This window comes from Mesorhizobium sp. M1312 (assembly GCF_040318115.1).
In the GTDB taxonomy this organism is placed as follows: domain Bacteria; phylum Pseudomonadota; class Alphaproteobacteria; order Rhizobiales; family Rhizobiaceae; genus Mesorhizobium.
The window spans coordinates 153,546-171,949 of the sequence record NZ_JAMYLQ010000011.1 but is presented as its reverse complement, the minus strand read 5'-3'; the positions used below and the strand labels follow the sequence as shown (position 1 = coordinate 171,949).

Genomic DNA, 18,404 nt, shown 5'->3' with positions numbered 1-18,404 from the left:
AGGTCGCCAAGCCGGTGCGTGGCGTTGGGCGCGCGTGGATCAGGCAGCGCGCCAAAATAGCTCTCAAGGCAGGAAATGGCAGTCGATCCTTCGCTCAACTGCCTCTCCAAAGAATCCTTTCTCTGCCTAAACTCAACCCCAAAATCGCCATATGCGATTCCCCTGCCCTTGAGGGGGAGATGTCCGGCAGGACAGAGGGGGGTGGGAAGGATCGCTGCAGAATGGCTTTTGGCACCCGGCCACTTAGTCGGTCGGCACACCTTTCGGGTGACGGTCGCCGATCAGGCCAAGCGTCAGGCCCTGCTCCAGCCACGCTTTGGCGCCGGCGAGCACCAGCGCAAAGCCGCCGGTCGAGCCGATCGCCTGCTTGACCTGTTCATCGGGGCTGCCGGCAAAACCGAAATTGCGAACCTCGACAAAGGTCGTGCCGCCCGGCGTCTCGCTAAAGGCCCAGACTACCGTGGTCGGCGGATCGCTCCATTGCATGACGAGCTTTTCGTTCCTGACGATCTCGCTGACCGTGACCGGCGTCGACACGCCATACATGCGCCATTCCCAGCGAACCTCGTTGCCGCTGTCCAACCTGTCGCTGCCATGGGTGAACCAGAATTTCGTCGTGATCGCCGGATCGACGATGGCTTCGAACACTTCTGCGACCGGCCGCCGGATCAGCATGCCGGCTTCGGCCACCGGTGCCTCACGGATTTCCAGGTTGTCCTCCTCTCAAAGTCGACGCAGCCTCCGTCACCATGCGTCGGGTTCGCGCACGAGGTGAATGATGTTGGCGGGATTGGTGATCCAGCCGCCACGAAAACCTTCGCCGAGCGCCTCGATGGCGTCGCAGCGCACGACGCCGGCCTTGGCGAGGTGATCGGCTACGACCGGAAAATCATCGGTGAGCAGCTCCAGCCAGACCTCGGCCTGGCTCAGCATCGGCGCTTCGTCGATCCATAGGCGATTGGGGCCGAGTTCGAAGCCAATAGCTGGAGCTTTGGCTGTGAACGGCTTCAGGCCGACGACATCCCGGTAGAAGGCGATCGTCTCCTGGTATTGGTGCGGCGGCACCTTCATGGCGATGTTGATGCCGCCGGTGATTTTCGCAGCCATTCTTTCCTCCGTCTTCTCAGATATTGTCTTCATTGGCGGGCTCGCCCTTCATCTCGCTACGGTAATAGCCGTCACGCAAATTGATGCCGTATTCGACATAGGCCTTCATGCAGGCCAGCATCTGCGACCAGCCCTCGCAATTCAGGTAAGACTTCTTCAGGCCGACCGCGTCCTCGTGCCAGCCGGCCTCGGCGATGGTGACGAAGGTGCCGCCGTCGTCCAGCGGCTCGAAATTCATCTCGATGCGCGTCTTGTAGGCGGGCTTGCCGTCGGCGTCGGTGGCGTCCCAGCGCAGCACGATGCGGCCGTCTTTCTCCACCTCGTCGACCTCGACCGGGACCTTGCCCCACCAGACGACCTTGGCCCCGGCCACCAGCGGGGCACTGGCGCCGCCGATAGTGGTGAAATAGCCGCTGAGTTTGTTCGGGTTGACGACCGCGTCGAAAACTTCGGCAACCGGTTTGCCGATGCGGCCCGAAACTCTGAATCCAAGAGACATATCCACAGCACCTTCCTTGATCGGATCGGTATTATGTTATAAAAATGTAACATGTCAAGCAAAGCGCAGGACGACAATGTTTTCAAGGCGCTGGCGCACCCGCGCCGGCGCGCGCTGCTGGACGAGCTGAAGGACGCGCCGCGGACCACCGGCATGCTGTGCGATGCCTTTCCCGACATGGACCGCTGCACCGTCATGCTGCATCTGAAAGTGCTGGAGGAAGCCGACCTGGTGGTGGCGCGGCGCGAGGGGCGCGAACGCTGGAACCATCTCAATGCGCTGCCGATCAAGCAGATACATGACCGCTGGATCAGCCAATATGCTACGCATGCGATCAGCATTCTCGACCGGCTGAAATCCGATCTGGAAGGGTGAACGGCTGCAGAGATGCAGCTGACGGACGTGTTGCGCACACCGTTACGGCGCGGCTGGACGAATTGAGCCGATTTATCTATAAGCCGGCCATTCCGAGATAGAGCGCCGTACGTCCATCCGGACGCACCAGGGACGTTCTGAAATTTTGACTTCGAGCATTTTGGCAAAAGGCGAGGTGACTACCTCGCTGCAGGATGCTCTGCCAAGAAGACGACAGGGGTGCCATGGCTGGCCATTCACAGTTCAAGAACATCATGCATCGCAAGGGCCGCCAGGACGCGGTGCGGTCGAAAATGTTCTCCAAGCTGGCGCGCGAAATAACCGTCGCGGCCAAGAGCGGCACGCCGGATCCGTCGATGAACCCGCGCCTGCGTCTTGCCGTGCAGAACGCCAAAGCGGTGTCGATGCCGAAGGACAATATCCAGCGCGCCATCAACAAGGCGTCGATGGGCGACGCCGAGACTTACGAAGCCGTGCGCTACGAAGGCTACGGGCCGGGTGGCGTTGCGCTGATCGTCGAGGCGCTGACCGACAACCGCAACCGCTCGGCGTCGAATGTGCGTGCCGCCTTCACCAAGGCCGGCGGGGCGATGGGCGAAACCGGCTCGGTGTCGTTCATGTGGGACCGTGTCGGCGAGATCTTCTATCCGGCATCGGTCGGCAGCGCCGAGAAGGTCATGGACGCGGCGATCGAGGCCGGGGCCGACGACGTCCAGTCGGACGAGGAAGGCCACACGATCTATTGCGCCTTCGAGAACCTTGGCGAAGTGTCGAAGGCGCTGGAAGGCGCGCTCGGCGAGGCTGAATCGGTAAAGCCGATCTGGAAGCCGCAGACCAACATTGCGGTCGACGAGGAACGGGCACAGTCGCTGATGAAGCTGGTCGCGACGCTCGAGGACGATGACGACGTGCAGAGTGTCTACGCCAACTTCGAGGTCGACGACGAGACCATGGCGAAGCTCAGCGCGGCATGAACAAGGCTCAGCCAGGCATGAGCGAAACCCAGTCCGAGACATGAGCGGAGCTCAGTCCGACATGAGCGGAGCTCAATCTGACATGACCGAACAGGCGCTGCCCCAGGTCCGCATCACCTATTGCACGCAGTGCCACTGGCTGCTGCGGGCCGGCTGGATGGCGCAGGAGCTGCTCTCCACCTTCGGAACGGATCTGGGCGAGGTCACGCTGGTGCCCGGCACTGGCGGCATCTTCACCGTCAGCTGCAACGAGACGCTGGTCTGGGACCGCAAGCGCGACGGCGGCTTTCCCGATGCCGCAAAGCTCAAGCAACTGGTTCGCGACGTGATCGATCCGGATCGCGACCTCGGCCATGCCGACCGCAAGGGCCATCAGTCAAAAGGCCCTGCCTGAGGGGTCTTTTACTCTTCTGTCGTGCATTCACCGCCATGCCATGATGAAGCAGCCCAGCGCGGCGATGGCGGTGATGGTGCGGACATGGTTCCACATCACCCAGTCCCTGAGATAGGTGGTCCACACCGCGGCGCCGTTGGTGCTGGCCGGATCGACAGCGGCCAGAGCGTTGTTGAGCGGCACGTTGAAGATCATCGTCACGATCAGGTTGCCGATGACGTAGATCAGCGCGCCGGCGAAAAGCCAAAACGAGCCCGGTTGGCCCCAGCGGATGATAGCGCCGACGGCGAGGACAAGGCAGATCAGCCCGGTGCCGAAAAGCGCGGTCATGAACATCGGCGTCACCGCAGTGACGTTGATCGAATTCATCGCGGCGATGCCGCCCTTGGCAGGCATGCGGGCGAGGCCCGGCATAACGAAGCTGGAAAAGGCGAAGAAGACACCAGCGACGACGCCCGAGCCGAGCGCGGCGATGAAGGTTAGGGTGGAAAGCAGTTTCATGATCATGTCAGTTGCTCCAGATGCCCGTAGCGGCGGTTTCGGTTGCGTAGGTGGAAAAGTCTTTCGGGGCGCGGCCGAGCACGCGCTCGACGCCGTCGGTCAGCGACTCGTTGCGGCCGTCGAGCACCTCGGTGAACAGCTCGTTGAGCAGCCAGGCGAACTCGGCCGGCAATTCGTACCCGGCTACCGCGGCAGTGAACTCGGCATGCGAAATCCTGATGAACCGGATGTCGCGACCGCTCGCCTTGCCGATCTCGGCGATCGCCTGGGCGAAGCTCAGCAGCCGTGGCCCGGTCAGCTCGTAGAGCTGGCCGACATGGCCCTGCCGGGTAAGCACCGTAACGGCGGCGTCGGCTATGTCGTCGGCGTCGACGAACGGCTCTCCGACATTGCCGACCGGCAAAGCCACCTCACCGGCGAGCAGCGGATCGAGCAAAAAACTCTCGCTGAAATTGTGGGAAAACCAGGCGCAGCGCAGGATTGTCCAGTCGGCGCCTGAGGCTTTCAGCATCTCTTCGGCGCGCTGCGCTTCCGTTTCGCCGCGTCCCGACAGCAGCACCAGCCGGCGCACACCGCGCTCCACGGCAAGGTTGGCGAAGGCGCCGACTGCTTCGGCCGCACCCGGCACCGCAAGGTCAGGATAGTAGCTGATGTAGACGGCGCCGACACCGTCAAGCGCGGGTTCCCAGGTCGCGTCGTTTTCCCAGTCGAAGGGCGGCGTGCCCGAGCGCGAGCCGATCCGCACCGGCAGGCCCTGCGCCGTCAGCCTGTCGGCGAGACGACGGCCGATTTTGCCGGTGCCGCCGAGGATCAAAGTCGGTTTTTTTGCTGTGTCGTTCATGATGGTTCTCCTTTGCTTGAAAACATGAGTGATCCTCACATTTGCAAAACGTGATAAACCCTCGTATTTTGTGAGTCAAGCCAATTTGTTGATTGTTCGTCAGGAGACAGTAATGGAAGGCTCGACCGTAGCAGGGTCACAGGATGGCCAGATCGCATCGCCGCGCCGGGCGCCAAGCCAGCAGCGCAGCCGCGAGCGGGTCGAGCGGATGCTGGCCGCCGCCTCCGCGTTGATCGCCGAGCAAGGCAGCGATGCCATGCGCATGGGCGAGGTGGCGGAAAGAGCCGGCGTGTCGATCGGTTCGCTCTACCAGTTCTTTCCGGACAAGCGGGCGATCATCTGGGCGCTGGCCGAGCGTTACACCGCCGAAAGCCAGGCCTGCATCGCGGCAGCACTTGCACAGGTTAGCGACGCCGAAGGGCTGCGGCGGGCGTTTTCGGAGCTGGTGGATATCTATTACGGGCTGTTCCTGGCGTCGCCTGTCATGCGCGACATCTGGTCGGGCACGCAGGCCGACAAGGCGCTGCGCGAGCTCGAGCTCGCCGACAGCCGGGCCAACGCCGAATTCCTCACCGCCGTGCTGAAGCGGCTGCGGCCTGCCGCTGATCCGGCGGCACTGGAAACGACGGCGCTTCTCATCTGGCAGATGGGCGAGGCCACCATGCGGCTGGCGATCTCGGTCGGTCGACAGGAAGGCGACGATCTGGTCGCCGCCTACAAGCGCATGGCGCTCAGGGAGTTGCTCGACCACTAGGCCGGTGTAGCGACGGCCCGTGTGACGTTGGCTAATCGCCGAAGCGAGCGCCGCCCCTCATCCGCCTGACGGCACCTTCTCCCCGCATAGTGACGGGGAGAAGGTAAGGGTGAAGGGCAGCGCAGACCTGGGACGGTTTAGCTCGAGGCTCAGTCAACAAAAAACCCGCCACGAGGGCGGGTTTCTTCGATCCGAAAAAGGCCTGCGGCTTAGAGGCCGAAACCTTCGAAGCGCTTCTTGAACTTCGACAAGCGGCCGCCGCGGTCGAGCAGGGTCTGCTGGCCGCCGGTCCAGGCCGGATGGGTGGTCGGGTCGATGTCGAGGTTCATCGTGTCGCCTTCCTTGCCCCAGGTCGAACGGGTCATGTATTCGGTGCCGTCGGTCATGACGACCTTGATGGTGTGGTAGTCGGGATGGATGTCGGTCTTCATTGTGCTATTCCTGGTTCGCCGGCGCTGCTGACGGGCATAAAGCCTGCGTCGATGCGCCCCTTTTTAAAACTCGAAGCCGCAGCTATTGAGGAGCCACGGCTTCTAAAACGGTCGGCGAGCCTATACATCAGCCGGAATTGAATCACAAGGCCGCGGTAAGCGCATATTGAGGCGCATACCCAGAAGAGCCAGAGGAAACGGTCATGGCGCACACCAGCGGCGATGCAGACGAGCGCAGGCGCTCGCTCAAGCCGCTGCGGCGCCTGTTCCCCTACATCACCCGCTACCGGAAAATGGTCATTGGCGCGGTCGTCTCGCTGACCGTCGCGGCGGCGACAACGCTGGCGCTGCCGCTGGCCGTGCGGCGAATGATCGACCACGGCTTTTCCGCTTCCGATTCCAGTTTCATCGCCGAATACTTCGCCATGCTGGTGGTGATGGCCGCCTTGCTCGCAGCGGCGTCGGCCAGCCGCTACTATTTCGTCATCACGCTGGGCGAGCGCGTCGTCGCCGACATCCGCAGCGATGTGTTCCGCCATGTCACGACGCTGTCGCCATCCTTCTTCGATACCGCCCAGTCGGGCGAGATCGTGTCGCGGCTCGCCGCCGACACGACGCAGGTCAAGTCGGCGGTCGGTGCCACCGCATCGGTGGCGCTGCGCAACGTCATCTTGGGTCTCGGCGCCGTGGCGATGATGATCGTCACCAGCCCGAAACTGTCCGGCCTCGTCATCGCCGCCATCCCGGTGATCGTGCTGCCGCTGGTCGCCTTCGGCCGCTCGGTGCGGCGCAAATCGCGGCTGGCGCAGGACACGCTGGCCAACGCCACGGCCTATGCCAGCGAGCAGATCGGCGCGGTGCGCACGCTGCAGGCCTTCACCAATGAGAAGCTGGTCACCGGGCATTTTTCATCGGCCGTGGAAGCCGCGTTCGAGGCGGCGCGATCCTCGATCTTTGCCCGCTCCTTTCTCACCTTCTTCGCCATCTTCATGATCTTTTCCTCAGTGGTGGCGGTGCTGTGGTTCGGTTCGCGCGACGTGCTCGACCGCACGCTGTCGCCGGGCACGCTCGGCCAGTTCCTGCTCTATTCGGTGTTCGCCGCCGGCGCACTCGGCGCGCTGTCGGAAGTGTGGGGCGAGCTTTCCCAAGCGGCGGGTGCTGCCGAACGGCTGACCGAGATCCTGGCCGAGAAGCCCGCGATCCAAGCCCCAGCGCATCCGAAACTGCTGCCGGCGACGGCCAGAGGCGCAATAAGTTTCGACGACGTATCCTTCTCCTATCCGGCCGGGCCCGACCGTGCCGCCGTCCACGGTCTGAGTTTCCAGGTCAAGCCCGGCGAGACGGTGGCGATCGTCGGCCCGTCGGGCGCCGGCAAGAGCACCGTCTTTTCGCTGCTTCTGCGCTTCTACGACCCCGAGACGGGCAAGATCATGGTCGACGGCGTTAACGTGCGCGAGGCCGACCCCGTCGCCATACGAGAGCGCATCGCCATCGTGCCGCAGGATGTCACCATCTTCGCGGCCAGCGCCCGTGACAATATCGGCTTCGGCCGTCCGGACGCCGGCGACGCCGAGATCGAGGCGGCGGCCAAGGATGCACTTGCCGACGAATTCATCCTGAAGCTCGAGAATGGCTATGACAGCCAGGTCGGCGAGCGCGGCGTGACGCTGTCCGGCGGCCAGCGCCAGCGCGTGGCGATTGCCCGCGCGATTCTGCGCGATGCGCCGATCCTTCTGCTCGACGAGGCGACCTCGGCGCTCGACGCCGAAAGCGAGACGCTGGTGCAGACGGCGCTGGAACGGCTGATGCAGGGCCGCACCACCATCGTCATCGCCCACCGGCTGGCGACAGTGCTCAAGGCCGACCGTATCCTGGTCATGGATGGCGGCTGCATTGTCGAGGAAGGCACCCACCAGAGCCTCGTCGCCAAGGGCGGCATCTATGCGCGGCTGGCCAAGCTGCAGTTCGAAACCGGGGCGAGTGCTTTCAGAGGTGCTGCCGAGTAGCGGTTGCCGCCTATGGTGCCAGGACAGCCTGTCAAAGGTGGCCAGCTTTCTTTCCATTCCCCAAGCAAAAACTCAGCGTCTGCCGCGCCTGTAGGCCATGAACAGGGGAACTCCAACGAACAGGGACAGGAGCAGCATGCTGAAGATGGTCTGGCGTTGTTCCAATCCCGGATCGGCCACCGGCACATTGGCGGGCGGATCCTTGGGATCTTCATAGGTAAAATCGTACCGCCACTCGGTGTCATTTGAATGTCGTCGACGGATTTCAGGTAGTCGGCAATGGCCTTGGCCGGGACTTCCATTGCCAGCGTCTGAAAATTCCATTGCACCTCGAATTCGGTCGGCGTGCTGCTCCAGGAGGTCTTGAGCGAGACATAGGGTGTCACGATGCTCTTGATCTCTTCCCCGGAAAATCTGGCCTTGAGGTTGCGCAGGGTGATGGTATGCCGCCGGTAGACGGAACCGCCAAGAAGGATGGGTCCGGTGCGGCCTACCGCCGTCGGGGTCGGCAGGGAGTTGCCGAGATCGGCCGCCTGGATGGGAAAGTTCTTGGCGAGGTCGTTGGCGGCCAGTGCCGCTGCCGGCAATTTATAGCTTTCCTTCACGCTGACGATGTTGTCGTCGCGACGATCGACGATGTTCAGCTTGGCAGCGCTTTGAATGCCCGGATACCGCTTGCTGTAATATTTCAGATAGGTGTCCGACACGTCGCTCAGCGAGCGGCCGGCCAGCTTGTTGCGCATCGAATCCGCGCTGGCGCCTTCGTATGTCGAGGTGACCGTCAAGGACAGCGGATCGCCCGGGTCCCGCGGGAAATCGAACAACTCAGTGACCTGGATCGACGGGCTGGTCAATTGCGGGCTTGGCATCTTCTCCAATCCGCCGGTGCTGGAAAGCGGCAATGCGAACCCGTAATCAGCCTGCACGAAATTGTGCGCCTTGCCGCCCTGGAGATCGTTGGTGGCATCGAGCCAATATGTCTCGCCGCCGATCTTCGCCTTGACGATGGCGTGATCGAAGTTCCGCAACGCCGGCAGATGCTGGTCCAGGGCCCGACCCTGGTCGAGATCGGCCAGCGCGACTTCGGCGGAAATGCCAAGCCGCACAAGCGATGCGGCAAGCAGCAATGCCTTGTCCTTGCAGTCACCGAACCCGCTCCGCAGGACCGTTGCGGGATCGCGCGGAATGTAGGACCCGGCACCGATCGACAGGCTGACATAGCGGATCTGGTCCTGCACCAGCCGCGTCGCCGCGATCATCCGGTCTTCCGGCGCGGGGTGCTTGACGGCTATGTCGCCGAGCTTTGCCGCGAAATCGGCGGGAAAATCGGCCGCCGGTTTGCAGGCTTGAGCTCGGTTCCCCTTGTTTTGATCTCGAGCGGGTGATCGGCGGGCCAGATGATGCTGGTGCGGATCAGCGCCACCGGCTCTTCCCATTCGGCGGCAAAGCTGAAGAAGAAAGGACTCCCGGAGACGAGTGGTGTGATCTCCTAGGTCGTCGCGTAGTCGATAGTCTCGCCGACGCGCACATCATCGACATTGATATGAGCCGTCAGCCAGCCATCGTAGATGCCTCTTTCCGCGTCCTTTTCCTGCCGGAAGATATCGAATTTAGTGTCGTTCAGCCGATCCAGCACAACGCCGTCGCGGATGATGCGTATATGGTTGAGCGTAACCTTGTGGCGCGACGGATCGAACTGCAGGTTGATTCCCGCGCCCTGCTCAAGACCGGGCCGGTCGACGATCTTGTAGACCAGGCGCGAATAGTCATCATAGCCGACGGGGCGATGAATTATCTGCTCGTCCGACAGCAGCCACGAGAGTCCGTTTCTAACCTGGTCAGAGCGGGTCGGGTCGGCTTGCGGGATATCGATCGGCCTCGTCCAGCTTTCCGCCGTCCCTTCACAACCACCTCGTCGGATCTGGCCGGAGAATTCAGGCCGATCAGCAAGCTGAAAAGGAGGACGAGGCACCGTAAAGGCTTGACCTCGCGAAAACTGATACAGGCCGACATCTGCCCCCCCAGAGTTGAAGACAGCTCTTTCTCTGAGGCTTTCCAGTCAAAGTAAAGTCTGGCCGTGCAGGTTTTTACAGCCTGCGGTAGCAGGAAGCGACTTGGGGATGGCGGTGTTCAACCGCCGTAGCGCTTCTTCAGATGCTCCGTGAAATACGCGGCGTTCAGTTTTTCACCTGTCGCCCGTTCGAGCAGCTCCGGCGTCGACCAGCGCGAGCCCTGCGACCAGATCTTTTCGCGACGCCAATCGTTGATGGCGCTGAAGTCTCCCTTGGCGAGATCCTCGTCGGCGGAGGGATGGTCTCTGGTCAGCGCTGCCCATTGCTGCGCCGCCATCATGGCGCCCAATGTGTAGGACGGGAAATAGCCGAAGGCGGCACCCGGCCAGTGCACGTCCTGCATCGGCCCGTCGGCGGGGTTGTCGATGGTCGACAGGCCGAGATAGTCGCGCATCTTGGCGTCCCAGGCCTCGGGCAGGTCGGCGGCCTCCAGCCGTCCCGAGACAAGCTCCTGCTCCAGCTCGTAGCGCAGGATGACATGCAGCGGATAGGTGATCTCGTCGGCGTCGACGCGGATCAGGCCGCGCTCGACCCGATGCACATGCGGCAGAATGTCGTCGATCGACCAGATCTCGCCGAGGTGCCGTTCGACCACAGGCAGCGCCCAGCGCCAGAATTCGGGATTGCGGCCGATCTGCTTTTCGACGAACAGGCTCTGGCTTTCATGCACGGCCATGCCGCGCGCCTTGCCGAGCGGCCAGTGCGCCCACGCCTTCGGCAGGTTCTGTTCGTAAAGCGCATGGCCGGTCTCGTGCAGCACGCCCATCAGCGCCGACAGGAAATCGGAGGTCCTGTAGCGGGTGGTGATGCGCACGTCGCTCGGCACGCCGCCGCAGAACGGATGATGCGATACCGACAGCGAGCCGTGGGTGAGGTCGAAGCCGACCGCCGCCATCATGGCGAGGCCAAGCTCGCGCTGCTTTTCGATCGCATAGCTGCCCGAAAGCGGCTTCAGCGGATGTTTCGCCAGCCGCTCTTCCTGCACGGCCAGTGCCTCCGGCACGAAATCCCTTAGGAAGGTCTTCAGCTCGGCGAAGACCGGCGTGATGTCGGCGGCGCGGTTGCCGGGATCGTATTGCTCCATCAGCGCGTCATAGGGATCGAGGCCGAGCACGTCGGCGCGAAGTGCTGCTTCCTCGCGCACCAGCGCCACGACGCCTTCGAGCGCCGGCAAAAAACCTGCCCAGTCGTTCTTTGCACGCAAGTCGCGCCACAACTGCTCGGAGCGCATGCGCGCGGTCGTTTGACGCTCGACGAATTCGACCGGCAGACAGGTCAGGTTGGTGTATTGCCGCCGGAACTCCTTGACCGCTGCCTGCTGTTCTTCGTTCAATGTTTCCTGGTCGGCCGCTGCGATCCAGTCGGCGATCTCCGGCGCGGTCGCTCTGGCGTGATGCATGCCGGCCAGCGCTGACATTGCCTCGGCGCGCTTCTCGCCGCCGCCGACGGCCATGTGGGTCGCCTCGTCGGCGCCGAGAATGGCGAGGGCATGTTCCAGTGCTTCGAGCTTGTGGCCGAGGTCGTCGAGTTTTTGAAAGGACATGGTGGGTTCCGCTGAATTTGAACGGCGGGAAAAGATACCAATGCGTGGGCATTGGCAACCCTGAAGGCCGTCTGCGATGGGCGCATTGGTCGCTAGCCAGGATGCACGCCGCAATGCGTCTTGCGGGAGCGGTGGCGTGCGTGATCAATATCGCGAGGCGGCGCCGTGCCGCGACGGGAGATGAAGCATGATCGCCAATGTGCTGGTCGGGTTGGTGGCACTGATCCACGTCTACATTGTCTATCTGGAGATGGTGCTGTGGAACACGCCGCGCGGCCACAAGGCGTTCAAGCTGACGCCGGAATTCGCTAGCGCATCGAAAGTGCTTGCGGCCAACCAGGGGCTTTACAACGGCTTTCTCGCCGCCGGGCTGATCTGGGGGCTTTACCTCGGCGAGGCCGGTTTCCAGATCAAGGTGTTATTCCTGCTCTGCGTCGCCATCGCCGGCCTCTACGGCGCGGCGACGGTCGCCAGGAAAATCCTCTGCATCCAGACCGTACCGGCGGCAGCTGCTCTGATCGTACTTTGGCTGGGTGTATGATCCCTAAAGGTTCCTGCGCGGATTTGCTGCGCGGGCCTTCGGCGCTGAACGGATCTTGCGCAAAAATCAAAGGATCATGCGCAAGATCAAACTGCGGCGCTGTAATGGATGGTTTCAGCCGTTTGGATATTTTGGGCCGTAGCCGTTTGGATAATATCCACCATCGCCGCCGCTGCCGATGAGGAAGGCGCTGCCGGTGGCAGCCCGCAGCTTCTGGCTCACATCATCGAGCTGCGCCAGCAACTGCTGATATTGTGTGGTCGGCATCGTTCCATCTCGCGCGGCCCGCTGGGCGGCCCGATCAAGTTGAGCGACCTGCGTGCGCAAGTCACGCGCCTCGCCCGGCTTGAGCTTGCTCGCCTGCATGGCGGCCTGGATACCCGTATCCACGCTCTGGATCTGGTTGATCAAAGCTGTCTCATGCGGGCCAGCGTAGGCGCCAGCAAACGGAACGGTGACGAGAAGGGCAGCGAGCGTTGCAGTCCTGAGGGTTTTGGGCCAGAGGGTTTTGGGCCTGAGGGTTTTGGGAGTGAAAGAGCGCATGGTTGCGTCTCCTTTTACTGGGGAAGGCGGCGGTTAGGACGCCGCCTTCCGGCCTTGGGCCGTCCGGTTCCGTCGCGTCGCGATGGACGGTTCCACCGCCGGCGGTTCTCGGCCCCGTGACACAGCCTAGGAGCGGTTCTCGGCAAAGTGGAATCAAAAAAAAGGTAATCTTTTCAGGCCTTGCCGGCTCGCATTGGCGCCCTACATGCGGTCGCCGCTTCAAGCCAGGCCAATCAGCGCTCGGTCAATTTCAGCTCGATGCGGCGGTTCTTGTTGCGCGCGTCTTCGGTGTCGGCGGGGTCGAGCGGCTGGAATTCGCCGAAGCCGGCCGCAACCAGCCGGTTCGCCGGCACGCCGTTCTCGATCAGGAACTTCACCACCGAGGTCGAGCGCGCGGTCGACAGTTCCCAATTGTCGCGGTAGCGGCCGGTGCCGGACAGCGGCTTGTCGTCAGTGTGGCCGTCGACGCGCAGCACCCAGTTGATCTCCGGCGGGATCTCCTTCTGCAGGTCGATGATGGCGTCGGCGAGCTTGTTCATCTCGACCTTGCCGGCGTCGTTGATCACTTCGGAGCCTGTCGGGAAAAGCACTTCCGACTGGAAGACGAAGCGGTCGCCGACGATGCGGATGTTCTCGCGGTCGGCGAGGATTTCGCGCAGCCGGCCGAAGAAGTCGGACCGATAGCGGTTCAGCTCCTGCACACGTTGCGCCAGCGCGACATTCAGGCGGCGGCCGAGATCGGCGATCTTGGTGTTGGACTCGCGATCGCGCGTTTCGGATACGTTGAGCGCTTCTTCGAGCGCTCCGATCTGCCTGCGCAGCGCCGCGATCTGCTGGTTGAGGATTTCAACCTGGCTCAATGCCTGCTGGCTGATCTGGCGCTGGTTGTCGAGTTCACCCGAAAGCGCCGTGGCGCGCTGGTTGGCCGCGTCGCCGGCACCGGCGCCTTGCGCCAGCAATTGCTCGAGCCGGCTCTTTTCCGCCTCTGATGCCGACAGCGACGCCTGCAAATTGGCGAGCGAATCTTCCTTGTCCTGCGTCGTCGAGCGCTCCAGCGCCAGAAGCTGGGTCAGTTCATTGATCTGCAAATTGAGGCGATTGAGCACCGTGTCCTTGCCGGAGATTTCGCGGCCGAGCAGGAACTGCGCCAGCACGAAGACCGTGAGCAGGAACATGATCGCCAGCAGCAACGTCGACAGCGCGTCAACGAAGCCCGGCCAGTAATCGATACGGCGATCGGTCCGCCGGCTCCTGGCGAGAGCCATGCTAATGGACTCCAGTCTTCTTCAGGGCGTCGGCGATCTTCTCTAGCGTATTGCGCATCGCCTTCTGCTCGTCCGACTGGGCCTCGACCCAGTCGCGCATGATCTGCTGCTCCGAGCGCATGTTCTTGACCAGGCCCGAAATGCCGTCGGCAAGGTTGGCCATGGCAGTGGCAACACGCGGATTGGCGCCGCCGCCGTTCTCCTGCATGCTGCGCAGTCTTTCCGACAGGACGCGGATCTCGTCGGAGGATTCGGCCTTGGCCGGTTCGGCGACGACGATGTCGGACGACAGGTCGGTGACCGAGGACAGCCAGTTTTCGAGCTCGGTGTAGAAGCGTGTCTGGGCGCGGCCAGCCTGCAGGTCGAGGAAGCCGAGCACCAGGGAACCGGACAGGCCAAACAGCGACGACGAGAATGCGGTGCCCATGCCGGCCAGCGGCGCGGAAAGCCCCTGCTTCAGCGATTCGAGCACGGCGGCGGCATCACCGCTGCCGGGATCGAGCGACTCGATGGTTTCGCGGATCGAGCCGATCGTGCCTAGCAGGCCCCAGAAAGTGCCGAGCAGGCCAAGGAACACCAGCAGCCCGACAAGATAGCGCGAGGTGTCGCGGCTTTCATCGAGGCGGGTGGCGATCGAATCGAGCATGGTGCGCATCGAGCTGGTCGAGAAGGCGATCGTCGACGAGCGGCCGATCATCGCCTTCATCGGTGCCAGCAGCACCGGCTCGGTGGTTTCGGAGCCGGCCCGAAAGGAGTTGACCCAGCGCACTTCGCGAAACAGCCGGCCGACCTGCACGAAGGCCAGCAGGATGCCGACCACCAGCACGCCGATGATCAGGCCGTTGAGACCGGGATTGGCGGCGAAGGCGCTCGAGATCTGACGGGTCAGGATGGCGGCGATGAAGGCGACGATCATCAGGAAGATGACCATGGTCAGGAGGAAGACCTGCGGGCTCGACAGTTTGTGCGGATCGTACATCAAAACGTCGGAGCGTCTGCGCATGCCGAAGGATTTGAAAAAAGCCATCCGTGCCCCGTTTCCGATGCCGCTGCCGTCAATTCACGTTTGACGGCGACTCTAAACGCAATTGTGACGAAATTGAATGGCGCTTGGCAATATTGCCAAGCGGATCATTGGCGTCAGAGCCGGTTGATGACCAGGCAGTCGACCATGGCGGCCAGATGCAGGCCGGCGCCGGTGACGACAAAGCCGTGCCACAGCGCATTGTGGAAGCGCAGGCCCTTCCAGGCGAAGAAGATGACGCCGCAGGAATAGACGATGCCGCCGGCAACGATCAGCGCGATCGACGTCGTCGGCAGTGTCTGGACGAGCGGCTCGACAAGAACGATGCCGCTCCAGCCGATGGCGAGATAGAAGACGATCGCCAGCCGGTCGAAGCGACCGGGAAGAAGCACTTTGATGGCGATGCCGATCGCTGCCGCGACCCAGACCAGGACGACCATCGAGATGGCCAGCGGCGAACTGTCGAGCTGGGCGAGGAAAGGCGTGTAGGTCGCGGCGATCAGCAGATAGATCGCGGCATGGTCGAAGCGCCGCAATATCCACTTGGCCGGCGACACTGGCCACAGATTGTAGGCCAGCGACACCGACAGCACGGTGAGCAGCGAAACCACGTAGAAGGCGGCGGCGACATATTCGCCCGGACCGGCATGGAACGCGGCCAGTGCCAGCAGCGCCGAGCCGGCGGCAATGGCGAGCACGATGCCCACCGCATGGACGATGCCGTCGGCGATCATTTCGGCGCGCGAATAGTGCCAGCGTCCCATGAAGGGGATTTCGATCCGGGATTCAGGGCCGATGTGCGTCATGAATGATCCTGCATCTCCCTATCTGGGCGGATGCCGGACAGTATTTCAAGCTTTGGTTGCGGTTTTGCGACTGCGGCGGTTCAGCGCGCCAAGTCAGCTTAGCTAGAGCCTAGCGCGGCGTCACCGGCTTCCTGACGGTCTTCAACAGCGCACGCTGGATGATCTCGTTGCCGGCGACGATCGAGCCGCCATCCAGCATGTTCTGCCCGCCGGCGAAGTCGGAGATGAAGCCGCCTGCCTCGCGGATCAGCAGGATGCCGGCGGCAACGTCCCAGGCAGACAGGCCGGTTTCCCAGAACCCGTCCATGCGGCCGGCAGCGACGTAGGCGAGATCGAGCGAGGCGGAGCCGAGGCGGCGCACGCCCGAGACTTCGGCCATCACGTTGCGCAGCTCGACCAGGAAATTGCCGTGCTGGCCGCGCCCGAGATGAGGTACGCCGCAGCCGATCACCGTATCGATCAGCTTGGTGCGGCCAGCGACGCGCAGCCGGCGATCATTCATGAAGGCGCCGCCGCCGCGCTCGGCGGTGTAGAGTTCGTCCATCGCCGGATTGTAGACGACACCCGCGACGATCTGGCCCTGGCGCTCCAGCGCGATCGAGATGGCGAAGAGCGGAATGCCGTGCAGGAAATTGGTGGTGCCGTCGAGCGGGTCGACGATCCAGCGGTGCTGGCCGTCGTCGCCTTCGATCAGGCCGCGCTCCTCCATCAGGAAGGCATAGCCCGGCCGCGCCTTCGATAGCTCGGTGAAGAGTATTTCTTCTGCCTTGAGGTCGGCCTGGCTAACATAGTCGCCCGGCCCCTTCATCGAGACCTGCAGGTTCTGTACTTCGCCGAAATCGCGCGACAGCGAGCGGCCGGCCTTCATGGCGGCCTGGACCATTACATTGAGGATCGCGGAACGCGCCATAGTGTTTCTTCCTGCTGCCGCGCCTATCTGCTTTGAGGCATGATCTTATCCAAAAAGTCTGCAACTTTTTGGGATCATGCCTTAGTCGGCGCGGCGCACGTAAGTGATTTCGTTGGTGTCGACAATGATGCGCTCGCCCGAACCGATGAAGGGGGGCACCAGCACGCGGATGCCGTTCTCCAGCATCGCTGGCTTGTAGGACGAGGCGGCCGTCTGGCCCTTCACCACTGGATCGGCCTCGGTAATGGTCAGCGTCACCTGGTCGGGCAGCGAAATGCCGATCGGCCTTTCGTCGTAGAGCTGGACCGTCACCATCATGCCGTCCTGCAGGAAGGCGGCGCGATCGCCGACGAAATCCTTTTGCAATTCAAGCTGCTCGTAGCTTTCGGTATCCATGAACACCAGCGCTTCGCCCTGCTCGTAGAGGTAGGAGAAATCCTTCATCTCCAGCCGGATCTGTTCGACGGTTTCGGCCGAGCGGAAGCGCTCATTGAGCTTGGTGCCGTTGATCAGGTTCTTCAACTCGACCTGGTTGTAGGCGCCGCCCTTGCCTGGTTTGACAGCGTTGGTTCTGACCGCCACCCAAAGGCCGCCATCGTGCTCGATGACGTTGCCGGGACGGATTTCGTTGCCATTGATCTTGGCCATGATGATGTGATCCGGAATGAGATTTTCGCGATGAAAGCGATTTGGCGCCTCCAAGACCACAAATTGCCAGGAGAGGCAAGTGAGCGGCGAAGAGGGGGAACCCGCGCCACTGCGAGGTATTCACTGTCCGTGGCGCTTTACGGCAGGCGGTTGGCCTTCTGCAGCGCCTGCTTCGTCTGGTCGTCGGTGAGGCCTTGCAGAAAATCGTCCATCTGCGGATCAATCAGCCCGGCGCGGCGTGCAACGACGTACCAGGCGCCGGCAAGGATCGGATCCGGATCGGTGCCGATGCCGCCCATGTACAGCTTGGCGAGGCGGTTCTGGGCGGCGACATTGCCGCTCTCGGCGGCCTGTTTCATCCAGCCGAAGCCGGACTTCAGGTCGCGGGCGCCACCACGTCCCTCGATCATCCAGGCAGCGAGATCGATCTGCGCCGTATCGTAGTTCTGCCGTGCTGCCTGCGCCAGCAGGCCGCGCGCCTGGACATCGTCGCGCGGCTTGCCGCCGACGCCATTGGCATAGACCTGCGCCATCGCATATTGCGCGTCGGCAAGGCCGGTCGCGGCGGCGCGCTGGTAGTAGGACACGGCTTTTGCGATCCCGGAATCGCCGGGATCCTGCTGGACCAGCAGCTGCGCGAAATTGAACTGCGCCAGACGGTTGCCGGCCTCGGCGGCAGCCTGCATCAGCGCGTAGGCCCCCTTTTCGTCCTTCTTAACGTAGCGGCCGTCGAGCAGCATCAGCGCATATTGGAACTGCGACTCCGGTATGCCCTGCTCGGCCGCAAGCGCGTACCACTTTGCCGCCTGCGCCGCGTCGACGGGCACGCCAAGACCGCGCGACAATATCTCGGCGACCAACGTCTGCGCCGCCGGATCGCCGTTCTGCGCGCGGACCAAGGCGAGGTTGTAGGCCGTCTTGTAAAGGCCGCGCTGGAAGGCGCCATAGGCAGAATCCGACGGTTTAGCACCGAACCGGTCGGGATTGATGGCGTCGGCCGACGGCAGCGGGGCCGTGGTGGCGGGCTGCGGCAGCGGCGTGGCGATCGGCTTGTCCCTGTGTGCGCCGATATCGGGGTTGGGTTGCGGCAACGGTACGGTTTCAGCCACGGCGGCTTGCACCGTGAGCGCCGCAAACAAAGCACTGAAAAGGATTGTCCGCGCCGGCACG

General features: G+C 62.9%; 23 protein-coding genes. 6 read left to right on the top strand and 17 right to left on the bottom strand.

The features are described from left to right. Positions 1-243: 243 nt before the first annotated feature. Genes NKH36_RS15695 through NKH36_RS15685 form a run of 3 tightly spaced genes read right to left on the bottom strand, consistent with a single transcriptional unit; the run spans position 244 to position 1,606 of the window. Positions 244-711 (bottom strand): SRPBCC family protein, encoded by a 468-nt coding sequence (locus tag NKH36_RS15695; RefSeq protein WP_352963182.1) that lies wholly within the window; start codon positions 709-711, stop codon positions 244-246. A gap of 33 nt (positions 712-744) precedes the next feature. Further along, positions 745-1,107 (bottom strand): hypothetical protein, encoded by a 363-nt coding sequence (locus NKH36_RS15690; protein WP_352963173.1) that lies wholly within the window; start codon positions 1,105-1,107, stop codon positions 745-747. Positions 1,108-1,123: 16 nt separating this feature from the next. Then, complete coding sequence (locus tag NKH36_RS15685; RefSeq protein WP_352963170.1) at positions 1,124-1,606, bottom strand: SRPBCC domain-containing protein; 483 nt, start codon at positions 1,604-1,606, stop codon at positions 1,124-1,126. Positions 1,607-1,657: 51 nt separating this feature from the next. Between NKH36_RS15685 and NKH36_RS15680 the strand changes: the two genes are divergently transcribed. The 3 genes from NKH36_RS15680 to NKH36_RS15670 all read left to right on the top strand — a co-directional run bounded on the left by NKH36_RS15680 (position 1,658) and on the right by NKH36_RS15670 (position 3,349). Beyond that, on the top strand, positions 1,658-1,981 hold the full coding sequence (locus NKH36_RS15680) for an ArsR/SmtB family transcription factor (RefSeq protein WP_029348930.1): 324 nt from the start codon (positions 1,658-1,660) through the stop codon (positions 1,979-1,981). A gap of 224 nt (positions 1,982-2,205) precedes the next feature. Beyond that, the gene (locus tag NKH36_RS15675) at positions 2,206-2,955 is read left to right on the top strand and encodes a YebC/PmpR family DNA-binding transcriptional regulator (RefSeq protein ID WP_023800014.1); all 750 of its coding nucleotides are present in this window, start codon (positions 2,206-2,208) and stop codon (positions 2,953-2,955) included. Between the two features lie 82 nt (positions 2,956-3,037). Then, the gene (locus tag NKH36_RS15670) at positions 3,038-3,349 is read left to right on the top strand and encodes an Rdx family protein (protein WP_352963180.1); all 312 of its coding nucleotides are present in this window, start codon (positions 3,038-3,040) and stop codon (positions 3,347-3,349) included. Positions 3,350-3,376: 27 nt separating this feature from the next. Here the strand turns inward: NKH36_RS15670 and NKH36_RS15665 are convergent, their stop codons facing one another. Further along, positions 3,377-3,856 (bottom strand): anthrone oxygenase family protein, encoded by a 480-nt coding sequence (locus NKH36_RS15665; RefSeq protein WP_352963167.1) that lies wholly within the window; start codon positions 3,854-3,856, stop codon positions 3,377-3,379. Position 3,857: 1 nt separating this feature from the next. Next, entirely contained in the window at positions 3,858-4,691 is an 834-nt protein-coding gene (locus NKH36_RS15660; protein WP_352963164.1) for a Rossmann-fold NAD(P)-binding domain-containing protein, read from the bottom strand. Between the two features lie 112 nt (positions 4,692-4,803). On the opposite strand from NKH36_RS15660, the gene NKH36_RS15655 reads away from it, so the two are divergent. Continuing rightward, positions 4,804-5,445 (top strand): TetR/AcrR family transcriptional regulator, encoded by a 642-nt coding sequence (locus tag NKH36_RS15655; RefSeq protein ID WP_352963162.1) that lies wholly within the window; start codon positions 4,804-4,806, stop codon positions 5,443-5,445. A gap of 209 nt (positions 5,446-5,654) precedes the next feature. Here the strand turns inward: NKH36_RS15655 and rpmE are convergent, their stop codons facing one another. Continuing rightward, the gene (gene rpmE, locus NKH36_RS15650; RefSeq protein WP_006327661.1) at positions 5,655-5,876 is read right to left on the bottom strand and encodes a 50S ribosomal protein L31; all 222 of its coding nucleotides are present in this window, start codon (positions 5,874-5,876) and stop codon (positions 5,655-5,657) included. 203 nt (positions 5,877-6,079) lie between these two features. Here rpmE and NKH36_RS15645 point away from each other — a divergent pair, with 203 nt between their 5' ends. Next, positions 6,080-7,882 carry an ABC transporter transmembrane domain-containing protein gene (locus NKH36_RS15645; RefSeq protein ID WP_352963161.1) on the top strand — a complete coding sequence of 601 codons (1,803 nt, stop codon included), beginning with the start codon at positions 6,080-6,082 and terminating at the stop codon, positions 7,880-7,882. Here the strand turns inward: NKH36_RS15645 and NKH36_RS15640 are convergent. The 4 genes from NKH36_RS15640 to NKH36_RS15625 all read right to left on the bottom strand — a co-directional run bounded on the left by NKH36_RS15640 (position 7,816) and on the right by NKH36_RS15625 (position 11,497). Beyond that, positions 7,816-9,009, bottom strand: coding sequence for a hypothetical protein (locus NKH36_RS15640; RefSeq protein ID WP_352963159.1), 1,194 nt, complete (start codon positions 9,007-9,009; stop codon positions 7,816-7,818). The two genes, NKH36_RS15645 and NKH36_RS15640, sit on opposite strands and share 67 nt — an antisense overlap. A gap of 161 nt (positions 9,010-9,170) precedes the next feature. Next, entirely contained in the window at positions 9,171-9,305 is a 135-nt protein-coding gene (locus NKH36_RS15635) for a hypothetical protein (protein ID WP_352963158.1), read from the bottom strand. 66 nt (positions 9,306-9,371) lie between these two features. After that, positions 9,372-9,854 carry a DUF3857 domain-containing protein gene (locus NKH36_RS15630; RefSeq protein WP_352963156.1) on the bottom strand — a complete coding sequence of 161 codons (483 nt, stop codon included), beginning with the start codon at positions 9,852-9,854 and terminating at the stop codon, positions 9,372-9,374. A 158-nt stretch (positions 9,855-10,012) separates the two neighbouring features. Next, the gene (locus NKH36_RS15625) at positions 10,013-11,497 is read right to left on the bottom strand and encodes a carboxypeptidase M32 (protein ID WP_352963155.1); all 1,485 of its coding nucleotides are present in this window, start codon (positions 11,495-11,497) and stop codon (positions 10,013-10,015) included. 187 nt (positions 11,498-11,684) lie between these two features. Between NKH36_RS15625 and NKH36_RS15620 the strand changes: the two genes are divergently transcribed. Further along, entirely contained in the window at positions 11,685-12,038 is a 354-nt protein-coding gene (locus NKH36_RS15620; RefSeq protein ID WP_352963153.1) for a DUF1304 domain-containing protein, read from the top strand. Positions 12,039-12,152: 114 nt separating this feature from the next. Here the strand turns inward: NKH36_RS15620 and NKH36_RS15615 are convergent, their stop codons facing one another. The 7 genes from NKH36_RS15615 to NKH36_RS15585 all read right to left on the bottom strand — a co-directional run bounded on the left by NKH36_RS15615 (position 12,153) and on the right by NKH36_RS15585 (position 18,403). Then, entirely contained in the window at positions 12,153-12,449 is a 297-nt protein-coding gene (locus NKH36_RS15615) for a hypothetical protein (RefSeq protein WP_352963151.1), read from the bottom strand. A gap of 365 nt (positions 12,450-12,814) precedes the next feature. Continuing rightward, complete coding sequence (locus NKH36_RS15610) at positions 12,815-13,846, bottom strand: peptidoglycan -binding protein (protein ID WP_352963149.1); 1,032 nt, start codon at positions 13,844-13,846, stop codon at positions 12,815-12,817. Position 13,847: 1 nt separating this feature from the next. After that, complete coding sequence (locus NKH36_RS15605; protein ID WP_352963147.1) at positions 13,848-14,873, bottom strand: MotA/TolQ/ExbB proton channel family protein; 1,026 nt, start codon at positions 14,871-14,873, stop codon at positions 13,848-13,850. A gap of 113 nt (positions 14,874-14,986) precedes the next feature. After that, complete coding sequence (trhA, locus tag NKH36_RS15600) at positions 14,987-15,676, bottom strand: PAQR family membrane homeostasis protein TrhA (protein WP_352963145.1); 690 nt, start codon at positions 15,674-15,676, stop codon at positions 14,987-14,989. Positions 15,677-15,785: 109 nt separating this feature from the next. Beyond that, a complete protein-coding gene (locus NKH36_RS15595; RefSeq protein ID WP_352963143.1) occupies positions 15,786-16,586 on the bottom strand; it encodes an inositol monophosphatase family protein in 801 nt (266 codons plus the stop codon). A gap of 81 nt (positions 16,587-16,667) precedes the next feature. After that, on the bottom strand, positions 16,668-17,234 hold the full coding sequence (efp, locus tag NKH36_RS15590; RefSeq protein WP_352963141.1) for an elongation factor P: 567 nt from the start codon (positions 17,232-17,234) through the stop codon (positions 16,668-16,670). Positions 17,235-17,371: 137 nt separating this feature from the next. Further along, a complete protein-coding gene (locus NKH36_RS15585) occupies positions 17,372-18,403 on the bottom strand; it encodes a tetratricopeptide repeat protein (RefSeq protein ID WP_352963139.1) in 1,032 nt (343 codons plus the stop codon). Between the last annotated feature and the right edge of the window lies 1 nt (position 18,404).